The sequence below is a fragment of the Marinobacter sp. HL-58 genome (assembly GCF_001314605.1).
Classification (GTDB): domain Bacteria; phylum Pseudomonadota; class Gammaproteobacteria; order Pseudomonadales; family Oleiphilaceae; genus Marinobacter.
On the sequence record NZ_LIHP01000008.1, the window covers coordinates 63,727 to 89,185 of the forward strand.

Sequence of the window (25,459 nt, forward strand, 5' to 3'; positions counted from 1 at the left end):
TTGTTCTATAATACAGATACTGTATTCCCTAGCGACAGGCGCCGTTACTGTATGCAGATGCTGTGCAACGCCAAGGCCGGAAGCCTGGTCCTCCTTATCATTCTGAGCTTTTGTATCGCGCAGCCGGCTTCAGCTGCCGTTGACATCACAGAGGGTTGGGAATATCGCTGGGGTGATTCCCCTTTTTCTGCTGATGGTATTCCGGAGTGGACACAGGCTGATGCTCCCGGGCAATGGCAGGCCATCGGGTTTCCATCCAACCCACCTGGCAGGGATGGGCGTGAAAACGTCTGGTATCGGGTCACGCTGCCTGCGGGCGAATGGCAGGAACCTGTCCTCTACATCTACAGTGTGGACCTGATTGTCCAGGTCTGGATGGATGGTGAGAGAATCTACCAGTACGGAACCTTCGATGATCAGGGCCGGGGGCAGTTCGAAGGATGGCCCTGGCACGCAATAGCGCTGCCAGAAGGGTTCGAAGGCAAGCAGATATACTTTCGCATTTTCTCGGATTACACCGATATAGGCTTGTGGGGAGAAGTGTCCATCATGAACAGGCCGGATCTTGTCCTGTTTATTCTGGAGAACTCCCTCGAGGCACTGGTTATTGCCGGCTTCTCGGGCCTGATTGCATTACTGGCACTGATATTCGCCCTGCTTCAGACGGAAAAGAAGAGCTTTGCCAGTATCGCTCTGTTTTCCCTGTCATCCGCACTGATGCTCCTCTCTGAAAGCCAGGCCAGCCAGTTACTTTGGAATGCGCCGCTTGCGTGGGATTTTCTGGCTGCCGGCTCCTACTACATGTTACCTGTGGCGATGGCGTTACTGTTGGAGCAATGGTTCACGGACCAGCGCCCATGGCTGATCAACCTGGTCTGGAAAATACACCTGGTGTATCTGGTTGCTGCACTTGGGCTGGCGTTAACCGGGATTGTGGACCTGTCTTCCACGTTCCCGCCTTTCGATGCACTGCTACTTGTGTCCCTGGTTACAATTGCGGTGGTGGTGGCCAGGCGTTTTCGTCAGTTACGGATTGAGCAGCAGGTCATACTGGCTACCTATGGCATATTCTGCAGTCTTTTGGTGGTGGATATGGCGGTTGCCCATGGTTTCCTCCCCTGGTGGCGGGTTCCGGTCAGCTGGGGCACGCTGATATTTTCCCTGTCGGTTGTACTGATTTCACTGTGGCACTACGCCCGGAACCAGGAGGCGTTGCATCAGTTGAACCAGTCACTGGAACAGCAGGTTGCCGAGCGAACCGAAAAGGCAGAAAAACTGGCCCGTCTTGAACAGGCCCGGGTTCGGTTGCTGACATTCGAAAATGAGAAAACCCGTATCCTCAACGACATCATTGCCGAATTGCAGGACTGTATCACCCTGAATCAGACGTTCCCGGTTCTGGCCCGCCGGCTGCCGGATCTTTGCAGCCCGCTCAGAGGAGAGCTGTATCAGAGGATTGAGGATGGCAAAGCGTATGCCTTGCTGACTCGCTGGGGTTACGCAGGGGAGCCGGAATCCCTCGCAAGGATTGAAACACCCGAGGGACCACCACCGCAAACACTGATCCCGGCCGGTTACACTGTCGATCCTGGCCAGACCTGGACGAATTGGGAAGAAGAAAGTGGTGGTTCCCTGTGCCTGTGGATCAATATCCAGACAGCAGCCGAAGGGCAGATAACCCTGGCATTGTTGTTTCTCGAGGTGCCCGAAGAAATATCTGCAAACAGCACGGACTATGGCACCGCCAGGCTCTTCCAGGCACTGAGCCAGGGGGTGCAGAAAATCGGCATCGCGCTTTCGAGCATCGGCCTGCGGGAGGAGTTGCACAAGTATTCCTATGAAGATGCACTCACAGGGCTGAAGAACCGGCGGTATTTCGATCAGCTCTTCGAGCATGAATCGGCCGTCGCCTTGCGCAGTGAACAGCCTCTGTCATTGTTGATCGTTGATATTGATCACTTCAAACAGTTCAATGACACCCATGGCCATGAGGCCGGCGACGCCGCGCTGAAGACCGTGGCGGATGTGCTGGCAAGGCATTTCCGTGACAGTGATGTGGTGTGCCGGTTCGGGGGCGAGGAGTTTGTCATCATCATGGCCGGGTCCAGCGCTGATGCGGCCTGCGAGAAGGCACGGGAGCTGGCGAAGGCGATTCGCTTGATGCCGGTGAGACACGGCGACACTGACCTGGGTCATGTCACTATCTCGGTAGGTGTTGCAAGCTGGCCGCAATGCAGCGAATCCCCGGATAGCCTGCTGGGGCTCGCCGACCGGGCGCTTTATCGAGCCAAGGAGGCCGGTCGGGACAGGGTGGAGATGTATTGAAGAGCCAGGTCACCGGGCTCTTCATACCACCAGAACGGGGCACTTGGCCTTGGAGGCGACGCGATGTGACACGCTGCCAAGCAGCATGCCGTCTTTATCGCTATGGGTGCCGCGGCTGCCAACGACGATCAGGTCTACCTCTTTGTCGTGGGCAAACTTGACGATAACACTCGAGGGCCGTCCTGCCTTGACGAAACCTCGGACCTTTACCGCCCCATTTTCCTTCGCCTTGGCCTTGGCGTGATTGACCACTTCCTTGGCATACTCCGACAGCGCCTTGTCGGGAATATCCATACCTTCGGGGCGACCAATGGACAGTGATGCCTCAAACAGGCTGTGGTGTTTGTACACACAAAGCAGGTAGATCTCGGCTTCCGTCAGTTTCTGCAGTTCAACCGCCTTGTCCATAGCCTTGAAGGAGGACTTGGATCCGTCAATGGCCACCAGGATCTTTTTGAACATGTTCTTCTCCCTGAATTCGGTCTCGACAGTTTTCAGCTGAACGCCATGTCACGCAGGAACAGTGCAATCTGCGGGAAGGCGATAATCAGCCCCGCTGCCGCTATCAGCATGAAAACGAAAGGCGGCGTGCCACGAATAACTTCCCAGTAGGGCCGTTTGAATATCGCAATGGCCGTGAATATGTCGCAGCCAAAGGGCGGTGTTGCTGAGCCTATGGCAACCTGAAGCACAATCAGTACACCAACCAGTACCGGGTCCAGGCCGGTTGCTTCGATGGCGGGCGCAAAGATCGGTGTCAGAACCAGAATCACCACAATCGGGTCCACAAACATACAGGCGATGAAGAAGGCCACACAGATGGCGATCATCACACCCACTGGGCCCGCTTCATTGACACCGGACGCTTCCAGTATGGCTTGTGGGATCTGAGCGAAGGAAATGATCCAGGAGAAACCGTTACCAACCGCCACCAGGATGAATACCACCGCGGTAATAAGGCCGGTGGACTTTGCAATTCGATAAACATCCGGAATCGACAGGGAGCGGAAAACAACGAATTCCAGGAAGAACGCATAGAGCACACAAACCGCAGCTGCTTCGGTGGGGCTGAAAATGCCGCCGTAGATACCGCCAACGATAATGACCGGGAAAAACAGTGGCCAGAGGGCCTCACGGACGGCAACGCCGCGTTCACCCCACGACGCTTTCTCTTCGGTTGGCACGTTATGACGATAGGCATAGATCAGGCAGTAAATCGAGAACATCACCAGGATCATCAGGCCGGGGCCAATGCCCGCAATGAACAGTTCGGCGATGGACGTTTCGGAAATAACCCCGTAAATAATGAAACCAATGCTGGGGGGAATCAGGAAAGCAATATCGCTGGCGTTGATGATCAGTGCCAGGGAGAAAGAATCGGAATAACCTGCCTTCAGCAGCTTTGGCCTCAGTGGAGAGCCAACCGCTACCACGGTAGCCTGGGTTGAGCCTGAAACCGCCCCGAACAGCGTACATGAGGTGGCGGTACTGATGGCCAGTCCACCCTTGATGTGGCCGATGAAGGCCATGACCATGTGGATCAGCCGGTCCGCAGACTGGCCCCGCGTCATGATGTCAGCCGCCAGTATGAACATGGGTACTGCAATCAGCGATGACGGCCGGATCCCGCCCATCATCTGCTGAACAAAGGTTTCCATCTGCCCGAAGCCGTCGAACGACATGACGAAGCCGACGACAGCCGCAGTAATCAGTGGAACCATCATCGGGAAGCCAAGCAGCAGCAGCCCGATCATTATCAGCATGAGAGTTGTCGCCATGAGCGCGTCCTTCCTTTCTTGTTCCGGGGGGTGCCGGTTCAGACTTCCGATTCAGTGTCAGCGTAACCGTCGACCACACCGGTCGAGAGGTAGACATCTTTGCTGGTGAAATTCTTTATACCGGTCAGCAGATACTGGATGCCGGTAATGGCGAAGCCTATGGGGACCCAGACATACATGATCCAGATCGGCATGTTGAGGGCAGGAAGAACTCGCCCGCGGCCGTACAGTGTTTCTATGTAGCCAAATGAGTAATAACAGAGGAAAAACATAACCACTGAAGTGAAGAAGGCGATTATGATCATCAGGACTTTGCGCCCCATGACAGGAAGTGTGTCGTAGATGGCCGACATCCGGATATGGCGTCCATGACGAGCGGCATAGCCAATCCCTGCAAAGGTAATAAGAACAATCAGAACCCGATTGATTTCGTCGGAGAAAAACAGGCCCTTGCCCAGGCCGAATCGCATGATGACATTCACGCAGGTGTTGAGGGCCATCAGTATCACACCCATTGCAAGGATGACTGCTTCGGTCTTGGCAATGGCTTCATCAATGGTTCCAAGAAAGCCTGGCAGGCCGGATTCGAATTTTCCGGTATCTTCCAGTTCTTCGATTTTTTCGACTATGTCATCCCGTTTACTTTCTGACATCTCGGGCGCTCCAGCACATTCAACCTATGACAGTGCACGTGCGGGTGTCATAGAGGCTTGTTAGAACGAAAGCAGGCCGGGCTTGGGATCCCGGCCTGTCATTGCGGTCAGTCAGACTCGACGTCTTCCAGGTCTTTCTTGAACTGTTCCAGAAGCGCCTTGCCACTCTCACCAGTCATGTTGACAAACTCTTCCTCGACCTGGGGAGCGCGATCGCGGAAGGCCTGAATCTGTTCTTCATCCAGACGGGTTATGGTCACTTCATCGCTGGCTTCCTCGATTTTCGCAAGGGCTTCGTCGGCCAGGCCATCGATGTGTTCGAGGATTTCATCATAGGCATAGTCGGCCGCCTTACGAATGAGTTCCTGATCTTCGCCAGACAGGCCATCGAAGAAGTCCTTGTTGGCCATCATTGCGGTGGTGAACCAGCCGTGGCCGGTGAAGATGAGGTTGGGAGATACCTCATACAAACCGCCGGACTCGATCCAGAAGATCGGGTTTTCCTGGCCCTGGATCATGTTGGTCTGCAGAGCACCATACACTTCGCCCCAGGGCAGTGGTGTCGGAGTGGCGCCAAAGGCGTCGTAGGTTTCCGACAACAACGGGTTGGTCATAACCCGGATCTTCTTGTTGTTCAGATCTTCCGGAGAGGTGGCTTTCTCATCCAGCGTGATGACCATCTCGCCCTCAGGATACATTTTCAGCAGTTCAAGATCTTTTTCGGCGTAAAGCTTCGGGAACTCCTCGTGGATCGCCTTGCTCTCGTTGAAAAACTCGATCACGGTTTCAAGGTCCGTCGGCAGCAGATAGGGAATGAAGAAGATCTGCGCTTCGGGAATCAGGGAACCGGTAAAGCCCGGAGATTGGTTAACAAAGTTGAGAATACCCGCCTGGGTCTGCTCCATGATGTCATCGGATTCGCCCAGCTCGCCGAAGCGGTAGATCTTCAGGGTGTGGTCCGAGTTGTCCTCGATGTATTCCTTGAATTTGTAAGCGTAGACGTCCTGAACGTCGTCTTCATACTCCTCGTGGGCGTATTTCCATTCTGCCGCAGAAAGGGAGTTGGCTGCCGTCATCGCCGCAAGGGCGAACGCTGAGATACCCGCCAGTTTTTTGAATTTGCTCAAGCTGCTCATCGTGTCTTCTCCGTTTATTTTTTGCTGCAAATTATTGTTACATTCATAAAGACTGGCAAAACAATGACATTTTCGCAAGAAATTGGCTGAATAGATTTTCAGGAATTGCCGGTCTGGCTCTGTGTGAGGTAAATATTCGGAATTAAAGAAGTATTGGGCAGATTTCGCCCTGAAACGGTGCGTTGGGGGGCGAGGCCACTCCGACGGAGTGGCATGGTCGGAGTGGCCCCTGTGAGTTATCGGGATCAGCCCTTGGGTACCCAGGTGTTGCACCAACCTTTGGCATTGACCAGTACGTCACTGAATTCCGGATGGCGACACTTGCCCCAGCCGTCCGACTCTTCGCCGGCCCAGAAAGCGCAGCCATCACACTGGCTGCCTTCCTTGTACTTTTCGTGATCGGAATCGGCGCCATCGTTGACGTAGTCCAGGGCGTGCCCGTCCTCGGCTTTGGGTGTCTCTGCTTTAGCCTGAGGAGAATGGGTCGCAAACCGTGCCAACGGAATGGCGGCTACGCCCAGTGCGGCGGTACGCAGGAATACACGGCGGCTTTCATTGACTTTGCTCATAGTGATTCTCTCTCTTCATCATTTTTTGGGTTCACTTAATTTTCTTGTTGTTTTGCACAAGCGTACAAAGTTGTTCGATAAATAGGCAAGAACGGATGACTGTGACCTGATATGGGTCAATCTGATGGCCTCTGGCCAGACTCCCGCTGGAGTTGTGATAGGCTTTCAGGTCTGATTTCCGGACAACCACGCAGAGCAGGTATGCCAGCAACGTCAACCATTCAGCCCGGCTTTCACGCCATCCATGCCAACCATCTGGAAGACCTGCGCCGGGCGGTGGTGTGGATCTGCCGCAACAGCCCCCTGCCACCGCTGGAAAGTGAAACCTTCCTGGTGCAGAGCAACGGCATTGCCCAGTGGCTGAAGCTGGCGCTGGCAGAGGATCCGTCTGAAGGCGGAAAGGGCGAGACCGGGGGCGGCATGGGTATCGCCGCCGGCATGGATTTCCTGTTTCCGGCCCGGTTTATCTGGCAGGCTTATAGGGCGGTGCTTCCATCGTCGGAGGTGCCGGAGCAATCCCCGTTCGACAAGTCCCGCCTGGTCTGGCGCCTGTTCCGCCTGTTGCCGCGGTTGATTGCCGAAGACGATGTGTTCGCGCCCCTGCACCGATTCATGGCCGGTGCGGATACTGAAACCCGGCGTTACCAGCTAGCGGGCAAGATTGCCGATCTGTTCGACCAGTACCAGGTGTTCCGCGCCGACTGGCTGGCAGACTGGGAGGCGGGGCATGACCGCCTGCAGATGGCCCGGGGCGAGCACCGTGAACTGAGGGAGGAGCTGCGCTGGCAGCCGGTACTGTGGCGCAAGCTTGTGGAGGATGTGGGGGAGTATTCGGGCACCAGCCGCTCCCGGATCCATACCCGGTTCATGGCAGAGGGGCAATCACTCGAGGCGTCCGACCGCCCCGCCGACCTGCCCCGCCGCATTGTGGTGTTTGGTGTATCGTCACTGCCGAAGCAGGCGCTGGAGGCCCTGTCGATTCTCAGCCGGGTCAGCCAGGTGGTGCTCTGTGTTCACAACCCTAGCGAGTTTTACTGGGCCGATATCATCAGCGACCGTGACCTGTTGAATGCCGCGCGCAAGCGGGGACTGACTCACCCGAAACTGTCAGCCCTGACCGATCCGGACGACCTGCACCAGCACGCCAACCCGCTGCTGGCTGCCTGGGGCAAACAGGGCCGGGACTATATCCGCCTGCTGGATGAATTCGACAACCCGGAAACCTACGACGGGCGCATTGCCACACCGGACGGACGCATTGATATTTTCACGCCACATGGTGATGCGGCACAGCCGGCGCTACTGAACCAGATCCAGAACGATATCCGCACGCTGACCTCGCAGCAGGAGATGCTGGAACAGGGTCGGACCCTGGACCCGTTCCGGGACAACTCCGTGGTGTTCCACAACGCCCACAGCCCGCAGCGGGAAGTGGAAATTCTCCACGACCAGTTGCTGGCCGCGTTCAACAGCAATCCCGACCTGCGCCCCCGGGACGTAATCGTTATGGTGCCGGATGTGGATACCTACGCACCCCACATCCAGGCGGTGTTCGGCCGCTATCCGGCGTCGTCCTCTCGCGCTATCCCGTTCACCATTTCCGACCAGGGCCAGCGCCACCGTCAACCGGTGCTGATCGCGCTGGATACCCTGATGGCCCTGCCGGAAAGCCGTTTTGGGGTCAGCGAGATCATCAGCCTGCTGGAAGTGCCGGCGGTGCGCGACCGCTTCGGTATCTCCGAAGGCGATTTGCCGCTGGTGCGCCAGTGGGTGGAGGGGGCCAACATTCGCTGGGGGCTGCACAGCGACCACCGCAGCACCCTGGATCTGCCCGCTGGCCTGGCGCGCAACACCTGGCAGGCGGGCCTGCGGCGGATGTTGCTGGGCTATGGCACCGGCCGGGATGAACCCTGGCAGGGCATTGAACCCTTTGACGAAATTGGCGGCCTTCAGGCCAGCGTCGCCGGCAACCTCTGCCGCTTTATCGACCGCCTCGAAGAGCTCTGGCACCAGCTCCGCGATACCGCCACGCCGGCAGCCTGGCTCGACCTGCTGCAGTCGATACTGGAGCGCTTCTTCAGTGACCTGTCCGACGACGAGCTGCTGCTGGTCAATCGCCTGCGCCGACAGGCGGAACAGTGGCTGCAGGATTGCGACAGTGCCGGCATGGGCGACCAGGAGCTGCCCCTCACTATTGTTCGTGAAATCCTGCTGGAAGGGCTGGAAGAAGGCGGGCTCAACCAGCGCTTCCTGGCCGGCAAGGTCAACTTCGCCACCCTGATGCCGATGCGGGCCATTCCGTTCCGGCACGTGTGCCTGCTGGGCATGAACGATGGCGACTATCCCCGCTCCCGGCCACCGGTGGACTTCGACCTCATGGCCCTGGACTACCGCCCCGGGGACCGCTCCCGCCGGGAAGACGACCGCTACCTGTTCCTGGAAGCCCTGCTGTCGGCACGGGAGCAGCTATACATCAGCTGGGTGGGGCGCAGCATCAGGGATGATTCGGAGCGGCCGCCGTCGGTGCTGGTGAGCCAGTTGCGGGATCACCTGGATGCGGTCTGGCAGGTGCCGGGGTCGGACCAGAAAGCCTCCGCAGCCCTGACTATCGAGCATCCCCTGCAGCCCTTCAGCCGCGAGTATTTCCCGGCGGAGAACCAGGGGACAGGCGAGAACGGCTCCCCGGAAGTGAACTCTGTCATGGCTGCCCGGCGGCTGTTCACCTACGACAGCGAATGGCTCAGCGCCCACCAGTCCCGGGAATCCGAAGCGGAACAGCCGGCAGTGCCCTACCTGCCACCGGTCGACCCGATCACCCTGGCTGATATCGGTACCTTCCTGAAACGGCCAGTCGAGACTTTCTACCAGCGCCGCCTTCAGGTGCGCTTTACCGATGTGGAGACCCTGGATACCGACAACGAGGCCTTCGCCATGGACGGGTTGCAGCACTGGCGGCTGGAAGACGAGCTGATCCGCCAGGCGGTGATGAAAGCCGACGGCGAGGACGAATTGCAGCAGTATATGGAGGCCTCCCTGGCCAGTATGGCCCGGCGCGGAGAACTGGGTATGGGGCTGACGGAACACGTGCTGACGCAGCAGCTGGAGGCCCGTATGCCGGACCTGCACCGGCGCTACCGGGAGGCATTGACCCTCTGGCCAGAGGCCGTGGAAGAAACTACAGGCTTCGACTACCACTTCGAGAATGGTGACAATGCCGTGGCCCTCAGCGACCGACTCGGCAACCTGCGAACCCGCCCGGACGGCAGTCTGTGCCGGGTGGTTATCGCCAGCAGCAATCTGCTTGAAGGCCCCACCAACTCCCGCCAGCTGCGTTTCCCGGCATTGCTGGACCACTGGGTGATGCACCTGGCGGGCAACCTGTGTTTCGAGGACTTCCACACCCTGGTGATTGCCAAGGAGGAAAACCGGCTGGTTACCCTGTTACCCATGGACCGCGCAGCCGCAGGCGAACATCTCAACACCATTCTTGAGTTCTGGATGCAGGGCCAGACCCGGCCACTGCCGGTGGAAGCGGGGGCTGCATTTGCCTATCTCAGGGGGCTGTATCCCGCCCGGGGTGAGGGCAGCGAAGACAGCGCATTGCAAAAAGCGTCGGACGCCTATGAAAAGGCCCTGGCCCGGGATAAAGGCTACCTGCACCGGGCCTGGCCGGATGCCGAAGAGTTGCTCGCCGGTGAGCAGTTCCCGCAACTGGTGACCGCCCTCTACGAACCACTCTGGCATGCGGAGCAAGCGGGGAGAGCCAAATGACCGGGAACGTCCGCAAACTCGACCCTTTGACCTTGCCCCTGCGTGGCAGCCAGTTGATCGAGGCCAGCGCCGGTACCGGCAAGACCTTCACCCTGGCTTTGCTCTACGTGCGCCTGGTGCTGGGTCACCGCACCGTGGAAGAGCCCCTGGGTGAGGGCCTCATGCCGCCCCACCTGCTGGTGGTGACTTTCACCGAAGCGGCCACCAAGGAACTCCGGGACCGCATACGGGCCCGCCTCACCGAAGCTGCGGCCCTGTTTGCCGAGGATCCGCAAACCGTTGACACCACTGCCACGGCGAAGGATCCACTGGTGAACTTGCGCAATGCCTGCCCGGCGGCAGACTGGCCCGCCTGTCGCCGCAAGCTCTTATTGGCGGCTGAGTGGATGGACGAAGCGGCGGTGTCCACCATCCACGGCTGGTGTAACCGCATGCTCAGCGAGCACGCCTTCGACAGCGGCAGCCTCTTCCGCCAGACCCTGGAAACCAGCCAGACCGAGCTGCTCGACGATGTGGTCCGGGATTACTGGCGCACTTTTATCTATCCCCTGCCGCCGGAACTGATGGGCGAAGTGCTGGATCACTGGCAGACCCCCGAAAGCCTGCGTAAGTCGGTCCGTAACCTGCTGCCCCACGTTGACGCCCTGCCAGCGCCGGAACAGGATCCGGTGGCCGCCGCGGAAGAAGCAAAACGCCGTCGTGAGGAGAGGCTGCGGGAACTCAAGGCGCCCTGGCCGGCCTGGTGTGACGAACTGACGGAACTGCTGGCGGAAACCAGCAAGCGCAAGCCCAAGCCCCTGCATGGCGGGACCAAAAACTCCATCCAGAAGGCAGTGGATTGCCTGAGAGAATGGGCCGCCACTGACGCGGTCGAACCCACGGGTTTTCTGTTAAAAAACCGCAGCAAGGGCTTCGATTCCCTTGAAACCGATGGCTTTGTGGAAAAGTGGACCGGCGATGACGAGCCGCCCCACCACCCGGCCATGGATGCCGTCGCGGAACTGCTGCCCGCCCTGAAAGCCATGCCAGTGGCGAAAGCGGATATTCTCAACCACGCCGCCTGCTGGATTGCCCGGCGCCTGGACAGTGAAAAACAGCGCCTGGCCAGCATGGGTTTTGATGACCTGCTCACCCGCCTGGATGAGGCGCTGGGTGGCCCCCAGGGTGGCCGGTTGGCCGAAACCATCCGCCGCCAGTTCCCGGTGGCGATGATCGACGAGTTCCAGGATACCGACCCGGTCCAGTACCGCATCTTCGACCGTATCTACCGGGTCGCCAGCAATGACCACGACACCAGCCTGCTGATGATCGGTGACCCCAAGCAGGCCATCTACGGCTTCCGCGGCGCCGATATCTACACCTACCTGGACGCGCGCCGGGCAGTCAGCAGCCGCACCTACACCCTGGGCACTAACTTCCGCAGCGCCGTGGCCATGGTGGATGGGGTTAACCGGGTGTTTGCCCGGGCCGACCAGTCCCTGCCGGAAGGGGCCTTTCTGTTCCGGGCCGGTGACGACAACCCGTTGCCCTTCAATCCGGTGAATGCCAAAGGGACCGACCGGCAGTGGTGTGTTGAGAACGAGCCCCAGCCCCCGCTGACTTTCTGGACCCTGGCGGACGAGCGGCCTGTTGCCAAGAACGCGGGCCGGGAAGACATGGCGGACGCCTGCTCGGCGGAGATTGCCCGCCTGCTGAATCTTGGTCAAAACGGCGCCGCCGGTTTCCGGGCCGAAGGCGAGCCCTTCGAGCAACTGCGGCCGGAGCACATCGCCATCCTCGTCAACAAACGCGACGAGGCGGATGCGGTGAGGCGGGCGCTGGGCCTGCGGGGGATTCGCAGTGTCTACCTGTCCGACCGCAACTCCGTATTGCAGTCCGCCCAGGCACTGGAGCTGCTGCAGTGGCTGCAGGCCTGTGCCGAGCCGGGTCAGCTGTCGCTGATCCGCGCCGCGCTGGCCACCCCCACCATGGGCCTGGCCTACCAGGACCTGGACCGTCTGCTCAGTGACGAGAATGCGCTTGACCGGGAAATCAGGCGTTTCCAGGGTTACCGCGAGCTCTGGCAACATCAGGGCGTGCTGCCCATGCTGCGCCGCCTGTTGATGGATTACGAAGTGCCCGCGAAACTGCTGGCGGGCCCTGACGGCGAGCGGGGGCTAACCGACATCCTCCATATCGCCGAGCTGCTGCAGCAGGACAGCCAGCAACTGGACGGTGAACACGCTCTGATCCATCACTACACGGAAATGCTGCGGGAGTCCGACGACGAGGATGAACACCGCACCATGCGCCTGGAAAGCGATGCGGGCCTGGTGAAGGTGGTGACGGTGCACAAGTCCAAGGGCCTGGAATACCCCCTGGTGTTCCTGCCATTCGCCACCGAATTCCGCGAGGAAAAACCAAACCAGGCCTTCATCAAGTACCACGACGATAACGGTCAACTGCAGGTATCCCTGGAACCGGATGAAGACACCCTGGCCCGGGCGGACCGGGAGCGGCTGGGGGAGGACATCCGCAAGCTCTACGTGGCCCTGACCCGCTCCCGCCATGCCACCTGGGTGGGCACGGCCGGAATCCGGGGCTGGCGCCAGAGCGGTCTCGGGTACCTGATTGGCCGCGACGCAAGTGACACCGATTCCGACCTGAGTCCCTTCCTGCAGGCCATGGCGGACGGTGAACCAGCGATACAGGTAACCCCGCTACCGGAGCCCGGTGACGAGGTCTATACCGGTGAAGAGGAGCCGGAACTCGGCAATGCCCTGGAACCGGTCCGCGAGGCCCGGGAGAACTGGTGGATTGCCAGCTATTCCGCCATCACCTACGGCGCCCGCAGTGGCTTCAGTGACGAGTTTGCACCCGCCAGCGAGGACGCGGAACAGGAGAACCTGCGGGAGGGAGAGGAGCCAGCCGAAGCGGTTATCCCCGACGACACTGCTGCCAAAGGCCCGCAGCCGTTCAACCAGCACAGCTTCCCCAGGGGCTCCGGCCCCGGCACCTTCCTGCACGACATCCTGGAGTGGTGCGCAACCCGGGGCTTCCGCCAGGTGACGGAGGAGCCCGATGAACTCCACGAACTGGTGGAACGACGCTGCAAACTGCGTAACTGGAGCGACTGGGCGGACACCCTGAAAAACTGGCTTCACACCCTGATCACCATGGACATTCCGCTGCCGGAGAGTGCTGGAAACTGCTCCCTGAAAAGCCTTGAAACCTTCCGTCCGGAGCTGGAGTTCTGGTTCGAGAGCCACCAGGTGAATACCCGGGTTATGGACGCCCTGGTTCGCCAGCATACCCTTGATGGCGAAGCCCGGCCCGAAGCCCATGAAACCACCTTCAACGGTATGCTCAAGGGCTTTATCGACCTGGTGTTCGAGCACCGGGGCCGTTACTACGTGCTGGATTACAAGTCGAACTGGCTGGGGGAGGACGACCAGGCCTACATCCCCGAGGTGATGAAACAGAAGATTCTCGACAGCCGCTACGACCTGCAGTACGTCATCTACCTGCTGGCGCTGCACCGGCTGCTGAAAGCCCGCCTGCCGGATTATGATTATGATCAACACGTGGGGGGTGCGGTGTACCTGTTCCTGCGGGGCTGCGAGTCGCCGGGTGCCGGTGCCTTCAACGAGCGGCCGCCGCGAGCACTGATCGAGGCGCTGGACCGGTTGTTCAGCGGCCAGGAGGAGGGGGCAGCATGACCCAGGAAAGTGGCTACATTCCGGACCTGTTCGACGCGCCTGAAACCGAACCCGTGCGGGCGCCAGATACCGCCGCCGAAGCCCTGGCCCTGCTGGATGACTGGGTGGAGCGGGAGTGGATCCGAGCCCTGGACCATGCCTTTGCGGCGTTTATCTGCACCATGGTCGGTGAACAGGGCGAGCGACCGTCCGCCATGCTGGCGCTGCTGGCGGCCATGGTGTCCCACCAGGTGGGGCGGGGGCATGTGTGCCTGGACGTGAATCTCCTTTGCCAGGCCACCGAACCGACACTGGTGCTGCCGCCGGAAGGAGCGAGCTCGCTGCCACCCGACAGCCTTCGGCCCTCGGACCTGTTTGCCGATGCCAGCCCGGACCAGCTTCTGGATGCCCTGCGCAGCAGCAGTGCGGTTGGCAATGGCGAACATGGCACACCCCTGGTACTGGATGGCTCGCGGCTGTACCTGCGTCGCTTCTGGCGCTACGAACAGGCCATCGCTGCGGGCATCCGCGCACGCCTGGACAATCCCCCGGTACTGGCGGACGAAGCGCTTCTGGGCGAAGCCCTGGATGCCCTGTTCGGACGCACTGACGAGCCCGACTATCAGAAAATCGCCTGTGCCCTGGCGGCCAGGAATCGCTTCAGTGTGATCACCGGTGGCCCGGGTACCGGCAAGACCACCACCGTGGTGAACCTGCTGGCGGCGTTGCAGTCGGTGGCCTGTGAGTCGGCGGGAGCAGGCGAAGCCAGCCCTTACCTGCGCATCCGTCTTGCCGCTCCCACCGGCAAGGCCGCTGCCCGGTTGAGTGAATCCATCGGCGGCGCGGTCGACAAGCTGCCCCTGGAAAACCTGCCGGGCCGGCCTGACAAATCCGCCATCCCGACCCAGGTGACCACCCTGCACCGGTTACTGGGCAGCCGGCCCGGTTCCCGCAGTTTCCGCCATGACGAAGACAACCCCCTGCCACTGGATATCCTGGTGATCGACGAAGCTTCCATGGTGGACGTGGACCTGATGGCTTCCGTCTTCGCCGCCCTGCCGGCCGGGGCGAGGTTGATCATGCTGGGGGACAAGGACCAGCTGGCCTCGGTGGACGCCGGTGCGGTGCTGGGAGAACTCTGCCAACGTGCCGAGAAGGCCCATTACCTGCCGGAGACCGCCCGCTGGCTGCAATCGGTGACCGGATGCCCGCTGCCGCCGGAACTGGTGGACCTTGAGGGCCAGCCCCTGGACCAGGGCGTGGCCATGCTGCGCAAGAGCTACCGTTTTGACGAACACAGCGGCATCGGTGTGCTGGCCTCGGCCACCAACGCCGGTCGTCTGGACCGGCGGATGGTGGATCAGTGCCGGCAGCAGTTTTTCGAAGACGTGGCCTGGCTGGCACCTGAAAAGGGTCCTCATCGCCGGGACGGGAAAGACGGCGGAGTGGCCCTGCTGGCGGACCATGCGCTTACAGGCAGCCCGGAGCGGTTCAGTAACAATGGGGTGGGGCGATTGGTCAACGATGAGCCGGTTGAGCCACCTGTGGGTTACGGGCATTATCTCCGTATTCTCAAGGATCAGAAGCCAGAGGCCGCCGTTAATGACGTGGAAGGGCGCGAGCCGTGGGATGCCTGGGCAACCGACGTGCTCAAGGCGTTCAACCACTTCAAGGTGTTGTGCGCGCTGCGCCAGGGCCCGTTCGGGGTGGAAGGGCTGAACCGGGAAATTGCCGAGCGCCTGCGCCGCGCCGGCCTGATAGACCAGATCGAGGGATGGTACGCCGGCCGCCCGGTTCTGATTACCGGAAACGACTATAATCTGGGCCTGATGAACGGCGATATCGGTGTGACCCTGAGCGTACCCTGGGATCGTGACGAGGCAGGCGAGCCGGTCGAGACCCTGCGGGTGGCCTTTCCGTCCAGCGACGGCAGCGGCACCATCCGCTGGATTTCCCCCAGCCGGCTGCAGTCCCTGGAGACCGTCTACGCCATGACGGTGCACAAGTCCCAGGGCTCGGAGTTCACCCATGCCTGCCTGGTGATCCCGGACCGGCTCACCCCGGTACTGACCCGGGAACTCGTATACACCGGCATCACCCGCGCCCGCCACTGGCTGAGCCTGGTGGTAAGCCAGGAAGGGGTGTTGAAGGAAGCCGTGGGCCGTGGTGTGATCAGGGCGTCGGGGCTGGCCAGGTTGCTGGTATGACTGTGGAGCAGCTGCGGACGAAGGTACAGGAGGAATGAATATGAAAGGAACAATATCGCCCAGGGGGCTTGTGGCAATGCTGTTCGCGGTCGTGTTGCTGGCAGGTTGTGCCGGTTCCTCCGTCTCCGATGGCCCCGGCGATATCGTCGCCATGCCGCTGACCAATACCTATTGGCAGCTGGTGTCCGTGGCCGGCGAGGAGGTTCCGGAAACTGAAAGCGAACAGAAAGCCAACATACTGTTTCTGGACGATGGCCGGGTCACCGGTTACAGCGGCTGCAACCAGTACATGGGCAAATACCAGGTGGAAGGCGAGAACCTGTTGTTTGATTCCATGAGCAGCGCCGAGAGCACCTGCGAAGACAACCTGATTGAGCAACTGCTGTTTGCCGCCTTCGCCAAGACCGTTGGCGTCAACCTGGAGGGTATCGAGCTGCGTTTGCTGGGTGAAGCCGGGGAAGAACTGGCAGTGTTCGAAGCCACCCGGATGAAATAGCCGGCCGGTCAGTCTGCGGCCAGGCAGCTGGCCATAAACTCCCTGAATTCGCTCACCAGCCGCTCCAGGCTGTTCTCCAGCCGGTGCCCGTCTGGCAGCACCAGCAGTGGCAGTTTCTGCTCGCGGGCCAGTTCGATCACCGGCATGGGCAGCACCACATCGTCATCCCAGCCGTGAATGATCTGGGTATGGCGGGCCTGTATGCGTGGGCTGGACTGGGGATAGGCAGACATCGCCAGCGCCGGCGCCAGCAGGAAACACCCCAGTACCGGTGTTTCGGCACTGGTGCGGGCGCAGACCCAGCCACCCATGCTGGAGCCGGCCAGGATGGTGCGTTCCGGTCGGGCGCCGGCTTCCGCCATGGCGTCTTTCATCTGCCGCAGGCGTTCCGCCGGGTCTTTGGTGCTGCGGTGGTCCAGCGCGATGGCTGTCACGCCGGGAAAGGTCTCGGCCTCCGCTTTCAGGGCCTGCACCTTGGTTCCGCCCGGGCCGCTTTCCAGGCCGTGGGACAGGAAGACATGTATATCAGACATGGCGGTTACCACCTCCTGTGAACGGGTTCAGTGCCGGGTCGCGGCGAGAATATCCAGTGCGTGCCGGCGTTTTTCCGGGTCGTACAGGTCCACGGTGAACATGAGTTCGTCCACCTCCACGGTTTGCAGCAATTGCTCCAGCTGTTCGCGAATGCTGTCCTCGCTGCCCAGCAACTGCAGTGAAAGGAAATCTTTCACGCCTGCCCTTTCACCACTGTTCCAGAGCCCATCCATGGATTTTACCGGCGGCCGCATCCACAGGGGCTGGCCCCGGAACAGGGACAGAATGCGCTGGTAGCTGGTGGTCGCCAGGAACCGCGCTTCCTCATCGGTGTCAGCCGGAACAGCGGGCACTGCCAGTATCACGTAGGGCTTGTCCAGCTGTTCGGAGGGCTGGAAATTGTTCCGGTAGGTCTGGATGGCCTCCCGGTACAGACGGGGCGCAAAGTGGCCGGCAAAAGCGTAGGGCAGGCCCCGCATAGCGGCGAGCTGGGCGCTGAAAAGGCTGGAACCCAGCAGCCAGATGGGCACATTGGTGCCGGCACCGGGAATGGCCTTGACCTGCTGGCCGGGCCGGAGCGGGCCCAGCAGTGTCTGCAGCCGGGCAACATCCTCGGGGAATTGCTCTGCCCCAATGCCGTCCCGGCGAAGGGCGCGGCTGGTAATGGGGTCAGTGCCCGGAGCCCGGCCCAGGCCCAGGTCAATGCGGCCCGGATACAGGCTTTCCAGGGTGCCGAACTGCTCAGCGATCACCAGCGGCGGGTGATTGGGCAGCATGACGCCGCCGGACCCTACCCGTATGGTTTCCGTCGCCCCCGCGATATGCCCCACCAGCACCGCCGTGGCGGAACTGCTGATGCCTTCCATATTGTGGTGCTCGGCCAGCCAGAATCGCTGGAAACCCAGACTTTCCGCGTGGCGGGCGTAGGCCACGCTGTTGGCCAGGGTCTGCCCCACAGAATCGCCCTCGCGCACCGAGGCGAGTTCCAGAAGGGAGTAGGGAGGGAATTGCCCATTGGATGTCTGCGACATTGAATGCTCCGGATTTGAACTATCCGGCAGCATAACAAAAGTTGTCAGCCCTGTGGTCAGATGTTTGTCGTCCACCAGCCCGGCAGCAGGGACCGTATCCGGGGTTGCAGGAAGCGGTCATCAATCAGCCAGATAACGCCCCGGTCCTCAGGGGTGCGGATAACCCTTCCGGCGGCCTGGGCCACTTTCTGCAGACCGGGAATCAGGTAGGTGTAGGCCTGGCCGGCGCTGAAGCGTTGTTCCAGCCGCTGGCGCAGGATTTCGTGCCAGGTATCGAAGGGCGGCAGGCCCAGGGTGGCCACGAAGGCGCCGATCAGCCGGTCGCCGGGCAGGTCGATGCCTTCACTGAATACGCCCCCGAGCACGGCGAAGGCAACCCCCGGATTATCGGCGCGAAAGTCATCCAGAAACGCTGTGCGCTCCTCCCCGGACATGCCCGGTTGCTGGCTGCGAACGGGAATGTCCGGGGCCAGGCTGACAAGCGTATCCCTCACCCGGTTCAGGTAGGCAAAGCTGCTGAAAAACGCCAGGTAGTTGCCGGGGCGTTCCCGGTACTGCCGAGCGATCAGTTCCGCGATGGGTGCCAGCGAACGTTCGCGGTCCTGCTGTCGAGTGCTGATATCCGGGGTGAAATGCACCTCAAGTTGATCGGCGTTGAACGGGCCAGGCAATGACTGGAAACAGGTATCCTCGGGCATGCCCAGCAGGTCCCGGTAGTAGAGGCCCGGTGACAGGGTGGCGGAGAACAGCAGGGTGCTGTCCGCGGCTTCAAATCGCGGGCTGAGAAAGTCCGCCGGGATCAGGTTCTGGATGGTCAGCTGTGCCTTGCCACGGCCGGGCCGGACCAGTTCGCACAGGGAGTGGTCGCCAAACACGTCAGCAAGCCTGGTAAACGCCAGGCTCTCGAACATCAGTTCCTGCAGGGCCAGGTCCGGCGGGTGGTCCGCCAGGTAATCGGTAATAGCGGAGACCAGCCGGTTCAGGGCACCGGTCAGATTGCCGGGCAGATTATCCAGGATGACCGGTTCCCGGCTGATGTCCGGTGCGTGGTCGCGGATCACCGATTGCCAGGCGCGGGAGACGCCGTCCAGTTTGGGTTTCAGGGCTTTGGGAGCCTGCCGCTTTATCCGCAGCAGCCGGGCCTGGCTCAGTTCCACCGAGTACATGCCCCGGGCCCGGTCCACCAGGTTGTGGGCCTCGTCGATCAGCAGGCTGGCCTTCCAGTCGTTCTGGCGCACCAGGGCATGGAGCAGGGCGGACTGGTCGAACATCCGGTTGACGTCGGCCACCACCACATCACACCAGCGCGCCATTTCCTGGGCCAGGAAATAGGGGCAGATGCCGTGGTGGCTGGCGATGTCGGCAAGCACTGGCTGGGTCAGCGCATCAGGATGGTTTGCGGCTTCGGCCCTGGCGTCGGGCAGGCGGTCAAAGAAGCCCTTGGCAAGTGGGCAGGCATCCCCATGACAGGCCTTGTCCGGGTGCTCGCAGGCATGGTCCTTGGCCACCAGTTCCAGGGTGCGCAGTGGCAGCCGGCCTGGCTGTTTCTGCCTGAGAAGATGAACCGCATCCACCGCCAGATGGCGGGCGGTGTTGCGACTGGTGAGGTAGAACAACCGGTCCTGCCCCGCCGCCGGCATGGCCATCAGGGCGGGAAACAGGGTGCCCAGGGTCTTGCCCAGGCCGGTGGGTGCTTCCAGCAGCAGTTTCCGGTTGCGGAGGCTGTTCCTGTAGACCGTTTCCGCCAGGGCGCGCTGCTGCGGTCGGAAGTCGGGAAAGGGGAACGCCAGCTGTGACAGGGCCTGGTCCCGCTGTTCACGGTGATTGGCTTCCTGTTCCGCCCAGCCTCTATAAACAGCACACAGTGCTTCCAGTTCCTGCCAGAGTTCTTCGGCGCTGGCGGTTTCGTTAACGGGGGTTTCCTTGTCCTTGCCCACGTCGTAGTAGATCAGTGACAGTTCGATCTGCTTGAGCTTTTCCTGCCGGCACAGCAGTGCCCCGTAAACTCTCAGTTGCGCCCGGTGCAAATTACGCTGGGCTTCCCGTACCCGGGACAGGTCGCCCCGGTGGGTTTTTATCTCTTCGAGCCGGCCGGCAATCGGGTCGTATCCGTCGGCGCGACCGCTGACCATCAGCCCGCCGCTCTGGCCAGCCAGGGGTACTTCGCGTTGATATCGGGGGCCACGGCGGGCCTGTACCGCGCCATGGCCGGCAATGCCCTCTTCGGAGGTGGGCGCCGGGGTGTAGCGCAGGTCCAGGTCACCCTGGCGGGCGGCGAATTCACAGAGAGTTCGCACGGCTACCTTCAGTTCACTCATCCCGCAGCTCACTCATCCCGTGGCCCCGGACCAGCGAACGTAGCAAACAGAAACGGGGATGCCGTGGCCGGCGCAGAATTCCAGCCAGCGGGTCTGGTGGTCCTGCAGGCGGTCGCCGGGGCCTTTTACTTCGATCATTTCATGGCGCCGCTCCGGGTCTGTATGGCCGGGCTGGAAGCGGATCAGGTCCGGAAAGCCGCTGCGGTGCTCCCGCAGGTTAGCCAGAAGGCGCCGGAACATTAGCTCCAGATGGCGGGCGGGAATGCACTCCAGGGCCAGTTCCAGCAGGTCTTCCGGCAGTGCCGGCCAGAATACGAAAGGGGAGGCGATGCCCTGCTTCTGTTTCCAGGTTTTGCGGATTTCGGTTTTATAGGTTCCGGCGGCCAGATGCCCCAGGCATTCATCGAACAGGGCCTGCCGGCGCTGAACAAAGTCCTCCCGGTACAGGTCCACCGGCCCGGTATGGAACGGGTGAAAGAAAGCCCCGGGAACCGGCGCAAACAGGGCGCGCCAGCACAGCAGGCCGAACAGGCCGTTGATGAGGGTGTTTTCCACATAGGCCACCGGGGCTTCCGGCTCGTTCAGGTGTTCCATGGCGACCCACTCCACCGATAGCCCGCCCGGGTTGTCCAGGGTCAGGGTGAAAGCCGTTACTGCCGGGCGTTCGGGTGGCCGGGCCCGGGGTTCCCCCAGCTTTTTCGACAGCCTTGCAAGGATGCGCTCCAGCCCCCGCTCCTCCGCGCCAAAGCGGGGCTCGGCGGCAGCAAGCGTGGCAATGTTCCAGGCCTCCTGATACCGCTTTTGCCGCTCCAGCAGCCGCAACTGCCGCAGCCGGGCTTCCCGTTGCCCGCTGCTTTCATAGGCCTTCAGCGCCAGTGTGGTGTCGCCGGCCCGCTCCGCCAGTTTGCCCAGTTCGAACAGTAGCCGACCGCGCCGGCTTTCCAGCCAGGGGTTATCCGATGCGGCGGGCACGTCCTGCCAGACCGAGTCCGGGGACTCACCTTCGTCCAGGCGCTCGCGGCAGTGGTGCATTACGAGATAACGGTCGACATCATCGCGTTCGTCAAAGGCCCGGGATTCAGTGGAAAGGGGTACCTGCTCGTATTGCTGGTGGCCCAGCTCCACCAGTACGAAATCGGACCAGCTCTGGCGGAGGTTGCCGAAGAACATCAGCCGCAGCCGGTCGAACAGGGGCATATGCTTCAGGCGCATCACGCGGGTAGGAAGGCCTTTCAGCCACTGATCCACCGGAGCGGGATCGGGGTGCAATGGTAGCAGGATGTCTTTCATCAGGCCCTTGGCGGCGTTGGCCGGCAAGCCGGCGGCGGTGATCCGGTCGGCCAGGGCCGGGCGCAATTCGGATAATGTGAACAGGCGGAAGACATCGGCCAGGGAAAGGTCCGGGGCTGCATCAACCCAGCCCATACTCGCCAGGGTTTCCGCTGCCTCCGGTACCGGGGCACCCAGTTCTGGGTAGTTGAGTTTCTCCACCCGGAACAACTCGCCGGTGCGCATCACCATGCGCGCCAGCAGCGCCCGCGCCGGCTGCTCCAGTGCCATCAGGTTATTGATAAGCCCGGTTTCTTTATCAGTCAACAGATCGCTGTGATGTTGTCGTACCCAGCGCACCACCGTCTCGAAGTTTTCGAGATAGTACAGCGGATTATCCAGGTCGGCGGTGCCTGGAACGGAGGTGTGCAGTTCTGGTGTGGACATTCTGGAAACTGTTTGACGGAGCCTTTCGTAAATGTATAACTGTGATTGATGATGCCCTATGGAGAAGCCCCGATGCGAGCCCTGATTGCTCTGTTTGCCATGATTTTCATGTGGCCTTCCGCATCACTGATGGCCGCCGAGTGCCCGGCCTTTCTGGACCACGATTTGCGCAGGCTGCATTCATCGGATTCGGTAAACCTGTGCGATGTGGCCGCCGGGAAGCCCATGCTGGTGGTTAACACCGCCAGCAGGTGTGGTTACACCGGCCAGTTCGAAGGGCTGGAAGCACTGCACAAGGAGTTCAGTGGCAAGGGCCTGGTTGTGGTCGGTTTTGCCAGTGACGATTTCCGCCAGGAAGCAGCCACCGAGGAAGAGGCTGCCAATGTCTGCTTCAAGAACTTTGGTGTCACGTTTACCATGATTGCGCCTACGGCGGTTACCGGCAGCGACGCCAACCCTGTGTTCCAGGCCATCAGCAGCCAGAGCAGTCCGCCGCGCTGGAATTTCCACAAGTACCTGTTCAATGCCCGGGGCGAAGTGGTCGATGCTTTCCCGAGCCGTGTGACGCCGGACGATCCCGAGCTCCGTGGTGCCATTGAAAAGGTTGTTGCCGACGACTGATTCCACGGCTTCAGATATCAATAACGACCGGTGGGTTCAGTGGCTTGAATCTGCCATTACAGGTGCTGGCATTGACGAACAGGCACTGGTCCATCGGCCTCTGGCCATAGCTTTCGTGGATATGTCCGAAGACATGCACCCTCAGATCCAGCCTCTTGAGTTCGCCGGTCAGATCATCGCAGCCTACAGACTGTGAATCGTTTGCGGTGATTACCTGGTCGAGAATGCCCGCCGGCGGGCCGTGAGTAATGAGTATGTCGGTGTCTGCCGGAATCTGGGCCCAGCGCTCGGCGATAGCCTCGCCCCGGGGGAGGTTGAAGGCCCAGTCGAAGAATACCGGCGTCCAGGGGCTGCCCCAGAATTTCAGGCCTTCTATCTCCACACCACTGTCCCGCAGGTAAATGGCGTTCCGGATCAGCGCTTCCGCCTCAGCCGGTTCGTCCTGCAGGCACCAGTCATGGTTGCCGGCAATCAGAATCTTGTGGCGGTGGGGTTGCTCGGAAAACCAGTTGTCCAGGTCCTCCAGTTCGTCCAGGGTGCCCACACCCAGGCAGTCGCCGGCATGAATCAGGATGTCGCCATCCGGCACCGTCACCTGGCGATGCATGCTGTGGGTATCTGATATGCAGACCAGTCTCATGACGTCTTCTCACCGGGATGGTCGGGTTTGCTGGCTGTTCCGAAAGTGCCATGTCGCCCGGCGCCGGCGGCAAATTGTCCGGCGCCCTCAATGGCCTCCTCGAAAATCACAGGATAGCCGCCAGCACCCTCTGCAGCCAGCGCATTGTCCAGGCTCATGTCCCAATGGTGAATGGCGGAGTGCCGGTCGGCGCGGAGGCATTTCTGGGGGAAACCAGCGATGTCGGCAGCTAGCGCTTCCGCGGCCGATCGTGACTTTCCATCGGCCACTATCCGGTTTGCCAGCCCCATTGATTTTGCTTCCTCTGCGCGGACCGGCCGTCCGGTGAGGATCATATCCATGGCATGGCCGTGGCCGACAATACGCGGCAGACGCACGGTTCCGCCGTCAATCAGCGGCACGCCCCAACGGCGACAGAACACCCCGAAAACGGCGGATTCTTCCGCCACGCGCATATCGCACATCAACGCCAGTTCCAGCCCTCCGGCGACGGCATAACCGGATACGGCAGCAATTACCGGTTTTGACAGGGCCATTCGGGAAGGGCCCATGGGGCCGGGTGCGGTACCGGTCGCTTCGATTTCGTTACGCCGTTGCCGATCGCCGATGGCTTCAAGATCCGCACCGGCGCAGAAATTGCCCCCTTCGCCCCAGAGAACGGCCACTTTCAGTTCGTCATTCTGTTCAAAATCGGTAAACGCCTGGCGCAGGGCATTGGCGGTTTCGCGGTCAACGGCGTTTCGTTTCTCAGGACGATTGATGATTATGGTCAGTACTGCACCGCTGGACTCGGTGTAGACGGGTGGGCGGGTCACGGGGCCTCCTGATCGTTATTGTTCTGGCAGAGATTCGCCCGAATCCTCGCCGGGACCAGGGTGGCCCCGGCGTCAGCTGCTTCAGGCGGCTTTCAGTGTCTGCATGTCAATCACGAAGCGGTACTTCACGTCACCTTTTTTCATGCGATCGTAGGCTTCGTTGATGTTTTTGATGTCGAGCATCTCCACATCACAGGTTATGCCGTGCTCGGCGCAGAAATCCAGCACTTCCTGGGTTTCCGGCATGCCGCCGATCAGTGAGCCGGCCAGTACACGGCGCTTCATCACCAGGGCTCCGGCTTGCAGGGCCGGTTCTACTGGTTCCAGCAGGCCCACCAAGATGTGGCTGCCATCATACTTCAGGCAGTTCAGGTACCGGTTCAGGTCGTGTTGTACCGGTACCGTGTCCAGCATGAAATCGAAGGATTCGGCGGCGGCTTCCATCTGGTCGTCGTCGGTGGAAATAATCACATGGTCCGCACCCTGTTTCTTTGCCTCGGCCACCTTGGCTTCGGATCGGGTAAAGATAGTGACTTCGGCGCCCAGGGCTTTGGCGAATTTCACGCCCATGTGACCAAGGCCGCCCATGCCGATTACGCCCACCTTGTCGCCTGCCTTGACGCCGTAGTGGCGAAGAGGTGAGTAGGTGGTGATGCCGGCACAGAGAATCGGGGCGGCGGAGGCGGGGTCCAGCTTCTCCGGTATCTTGACCACGAAGCGTTCGCTGACCACCACCTTGTCGGAGTAGCCGCCATAGGTAATGGAGCCGTCGTGGCGGTCCACACCATTGTAGGTGCCGGTCATGCCATCAAGGCAGTACTGCTCAAGCCCGGATTCACAGGCAGAGCAGCTGCGGCAGGAGTCCACCATACAGCCGACGCCCACGGTATCGCCAACCCTGTATTTCTTCACATCCGGACCAACAGCGGTGACCCGGCCGATGATCTCATGGCCCGGTACCACCGGGTATTCGGTCACGCCCCAGTCATTCTGGGCAAAGTGGATGTCGGTATGGCACACACCGCAGTAGTCGATTTCAATGGAGACATCGTCCGGGCGTGGGTCGCGACGATCGAAACTGAACGGGGCCAGCCCGGAGTCGGCGGATTTTGCGGCATAGGCTTTGGTATTCGCCATGGTCAGTCTGTCCTTTTTGCCGGTAAATGTGTGGG

General features: G+C 60.9%; 18 protein-coding genes. 6 read left to right on the top strand and 12 right to left on the bottom strand.

Annotation, left to right across the window (positions count from 1 at the left end):
• Positions 1–51 precede the first annotated feature (51 nt).
• Entirely contained in the window at positions 52–2,325 is a 2,274-nt protein-coding gene (locus HLUCCO03_RS06920) for a GGDEF domain-containing protein (protein ID WP_027830555.1), read from the top strand.
• A gap of 21 nt (positions 2,326–2,346) precedes the next feature.
• On the opposite strand, the gene HLUCCO03_RS06925 is transcribed toward HLUCCO03_RS06920, so the two are convergent.
• The 5 genes from HLUCCO03_RS06925 to HLUCCO03_RS06945 all read right to left on the bottom strand — a co-directional run bounded on the left by HLUCCO03_RS06925 (position 2,347) and on the right by HLUCCO03_RS06945 (position 6,461).
• Positions 2,347–2,787 carry a universal stress protein gene (locus HLUCCO03_RS06925; protein ID WP_027830556.1) on the bottom strand — a complete coding sequence of 147 codons (441 nt, stop codon included), beginning with the start codon at positions 2,785–2,787 and terminating at the stop codon, positions 2,347–2,349.
• A 32-nt stretch (positions 2,788–2,819) separates the two neighbouring features.
• Positions 2,820–4,103: a TRAP transporter large permease gene (locus HLUCCO03_RS06930; RefSeq protein WP_027830557.1), complete on the bottom strand. Its 1,284-nt coding sequence runs from the start codon at positions 4,101–4,103 to the stop codon at positions 2,820–2,822.
• A 38-nt stretch (positions 4,104–4,141) separates the two neighbouring features.
• A complete protein-coding gene (locus HLUCCO03_RS06935) occupies positions 4,142–4,756 on the bottom strand; it encodes a TRAP transporter small permease (protein WP_036197177.1) in 615 nt (204 codons plus the stop codon).
• 107 nt (positions 4,757–4,863) lie between these two features.
• Complete coding sequence (dctP, locus tag HLUCCO03_RS06940; protein WP_027830559.1) at positions 4,864–5,892, bottom strand: TRAP transporter substrate-binding protein DctP; 1,029 nt, start codon at positions 5,890–5,892, stop codon at positions 4,864–4,866.
• A 245-nt stretch (positions 5,893–6,137) separates the two neighbouring features.
• The gene (locus HLUCCO03_RS06945) at positions 6,138–6,461 is read right to left on the bottom strand and encodes a high-potential iron-sulfur protein (protein ID WP_027830560.1); all 324 of its coding nucleotides are present in this window, start codon (positions 6,459–6,461) and stop codon (positions 6,138–6,140) included.
• A gap of 201 nt (positions 6,462–6,662) precedes the next feature.
• Between HLUCCO03_RS06945 and recC the strand changes: the two genes are divergently transcribed.
• From recC to HLUCCO03_RS06965, 4 genes are read left to right on the top strand one after another with little or no spacing between them, the layout of a single operon-like run.
• Entirely contained in the window at positions 6,663–10,232 is a 3,570-nt protein-coding gene (gene recC / locus HLUCCO03_RS06950; RefSeq protein WP_027830561.1) for an exodeoxyribonuclease V subunit gamma, read from the top strand.
• A complete protein-coding gene (gene recB / locus HLUCCO03_RS06955) occupies positions 10,229–13,930 on the top strand; it encodes an exodeoxyribonuclease V subunit beta (protein WP_027830562.1) in 3,702 nt (1,233 codons plus the stop codon). The genes recC and recB overlap by 4 nt, the downstream gene beginning before the upstream one ends.
• Positions 13,927–16,116: an exodeoxyribonuclease V subunit alpha gene (gene recD, locus HLUCCO03_RS06960; protein ID WP_027830563.1), complete on the top strand. Its 2,190-nt coding sequence runs from the start codon at positions 13,927–13,929 to the stop codon at positions 16,114–16,116. Before recB ends, recD begins: the two co-directional genes overlap by 4 nt.
• 40 nt (positions 16,117–16,156) lie before the next feature.
• Positions 16,157–16,612, top strand: a complete 456-nt coding sequence (locus tag HLUCCO03_RS06965) for an META domain-containing protein (protein ID WP_197025633.1) — start codon at positions 16,157–16,159, stop codon at positions 16,610–16,612.
• An 8-nt stretch (positions 16,613–16,620) separates the two neighbouring features.
• Here the strand turns inward: HLUCCO03_RS06965 and HLUCCO03_RS06970 are convergent, their stop codons facing one another.
• The 4 genes from HLUCCO03_RS06970 to HLUCCO03_RS06985 are packed head-to-tail and all read right to left on the bottom strand — an operon-like array spanning position 16,621 to position 22,211.
• Positions 16,621–17,145, bottom strand: coding sequence for an alpha/beta fold hydrolase (locus tag HLUCCO03_RS06970; protein ID WP_027830565.1), 525 nt, complete (start codon positions 17,143–17,145; stop codon positions 16,621–16,623).
• 27 nt (positions 17,146–17,172) lie between these two features.
• Positions 17,173–18,177 (bottom strand): LLM class flavin-dependent oxidoreductase, encoded by a 1,005-nt coding sequence (locus HLUCCO03_RS06975; protein WP_027830566.1) that lies wholly within the window; start codon positions 18,175–18,177, stop codon positions 17,173–17,175.
• A 56-nt stretch (positions 18,178–18,233) separates the two neighbouring features.
• Positions 18,234–20,495 carry an ATP-dependent DNA helicase gene (locus HLUCCO03_RS06980; protein WP_292016647.1) on the bottom strand — a complete coding sequence of 754 codons (2,262 nt, stop codon included), beginning with the start codon at positions 20,493–20,495 and terminating at the stop codon, positions 18,234–18,236.
• A 12-nt stretch (positions 20,496–20,507) separates the two neighbouring features.
• Positions 20,508–22,211 (bottom strand): VRR-NUC domain-containing protein, encoded by a 1,704-nt coding sequence (locus HLUCCO03_RS06985; RefSeq protein ID WP_027830568.1) that lies wholly within the window; start codon positions 22,209–22,211, stop codon positions 20,508–20,510.
• A 72-nt stretch (positions 22,212–22,283) separates the two neighbouring features.
• Here HLUCCO03_RS06985 and HLUCCO03_RS06990 point away from each other — a divergent pair, with 72 nt between their 5' ends.
• Positions 22,284–22,832: a glutathione peroxidase gene (locus tag HLUCCO03_RS06990; protein WP_027830569.1), complete on the top strand. Its 549-nt coding sequence runs from the start codon at positions 22,284–22,286 to the stop codon at positions 22,830–22,832.
• 10 nt (positions 22,833–22,842) lie between these two features.
• On the opposite strand, the gene HLUCCO03_RS06995 is transcribed toward HLUCCO03_RS06990, so the two are convergent.
• From HLUCCO03_RS06995 to HLUCCO03_RS07005, 3 genes are all read right to left on the bottom strand, one after another.
• Positions 22,843–23,472 carry a metallophosphatase domain-containing protein gene (locus tag HLUCCO03_RS06995; protein WP_027830570.1) on the bottom strand — a complete coding sequence of 210 codons (630 nt, stop codon included), beginning with the start codon at positions 23,470–23,472 and terminating at the stop codon, positions 22,843–22,845.
• A complete protein-coding gene (locus tag HLUCCO03_RS07000) occupies positions 23,469–24,287 on the bottom strand; it encodes a crotonase/enoyl-CoA hydratase family protein (protein ID WP_027830571.1) in 819 nt (272 codons plus the stop codon). Before HLUCCO03_RS07000 ends, HLUCCO03_RS06995 begins: the two co-directional genes overlap by 4 nt.
• Before the next feature lie 81 nt (positions 24,288–24,368).
• Positions 24,369–25,424: an NAD(P)-dependent alcohol dehydrogenase gene (locus tag HLUCCO03_RS07005; RefSeq protein WP_027830572.1), complete on the bottom strand. Its 1,056-nt coding sequence runs from the start codon at positions 25,422–25,424 to the stop codon at positions 24,369–24,371.
• Positions 25,425–25,459: the final 35 nt, after the last annotated feature.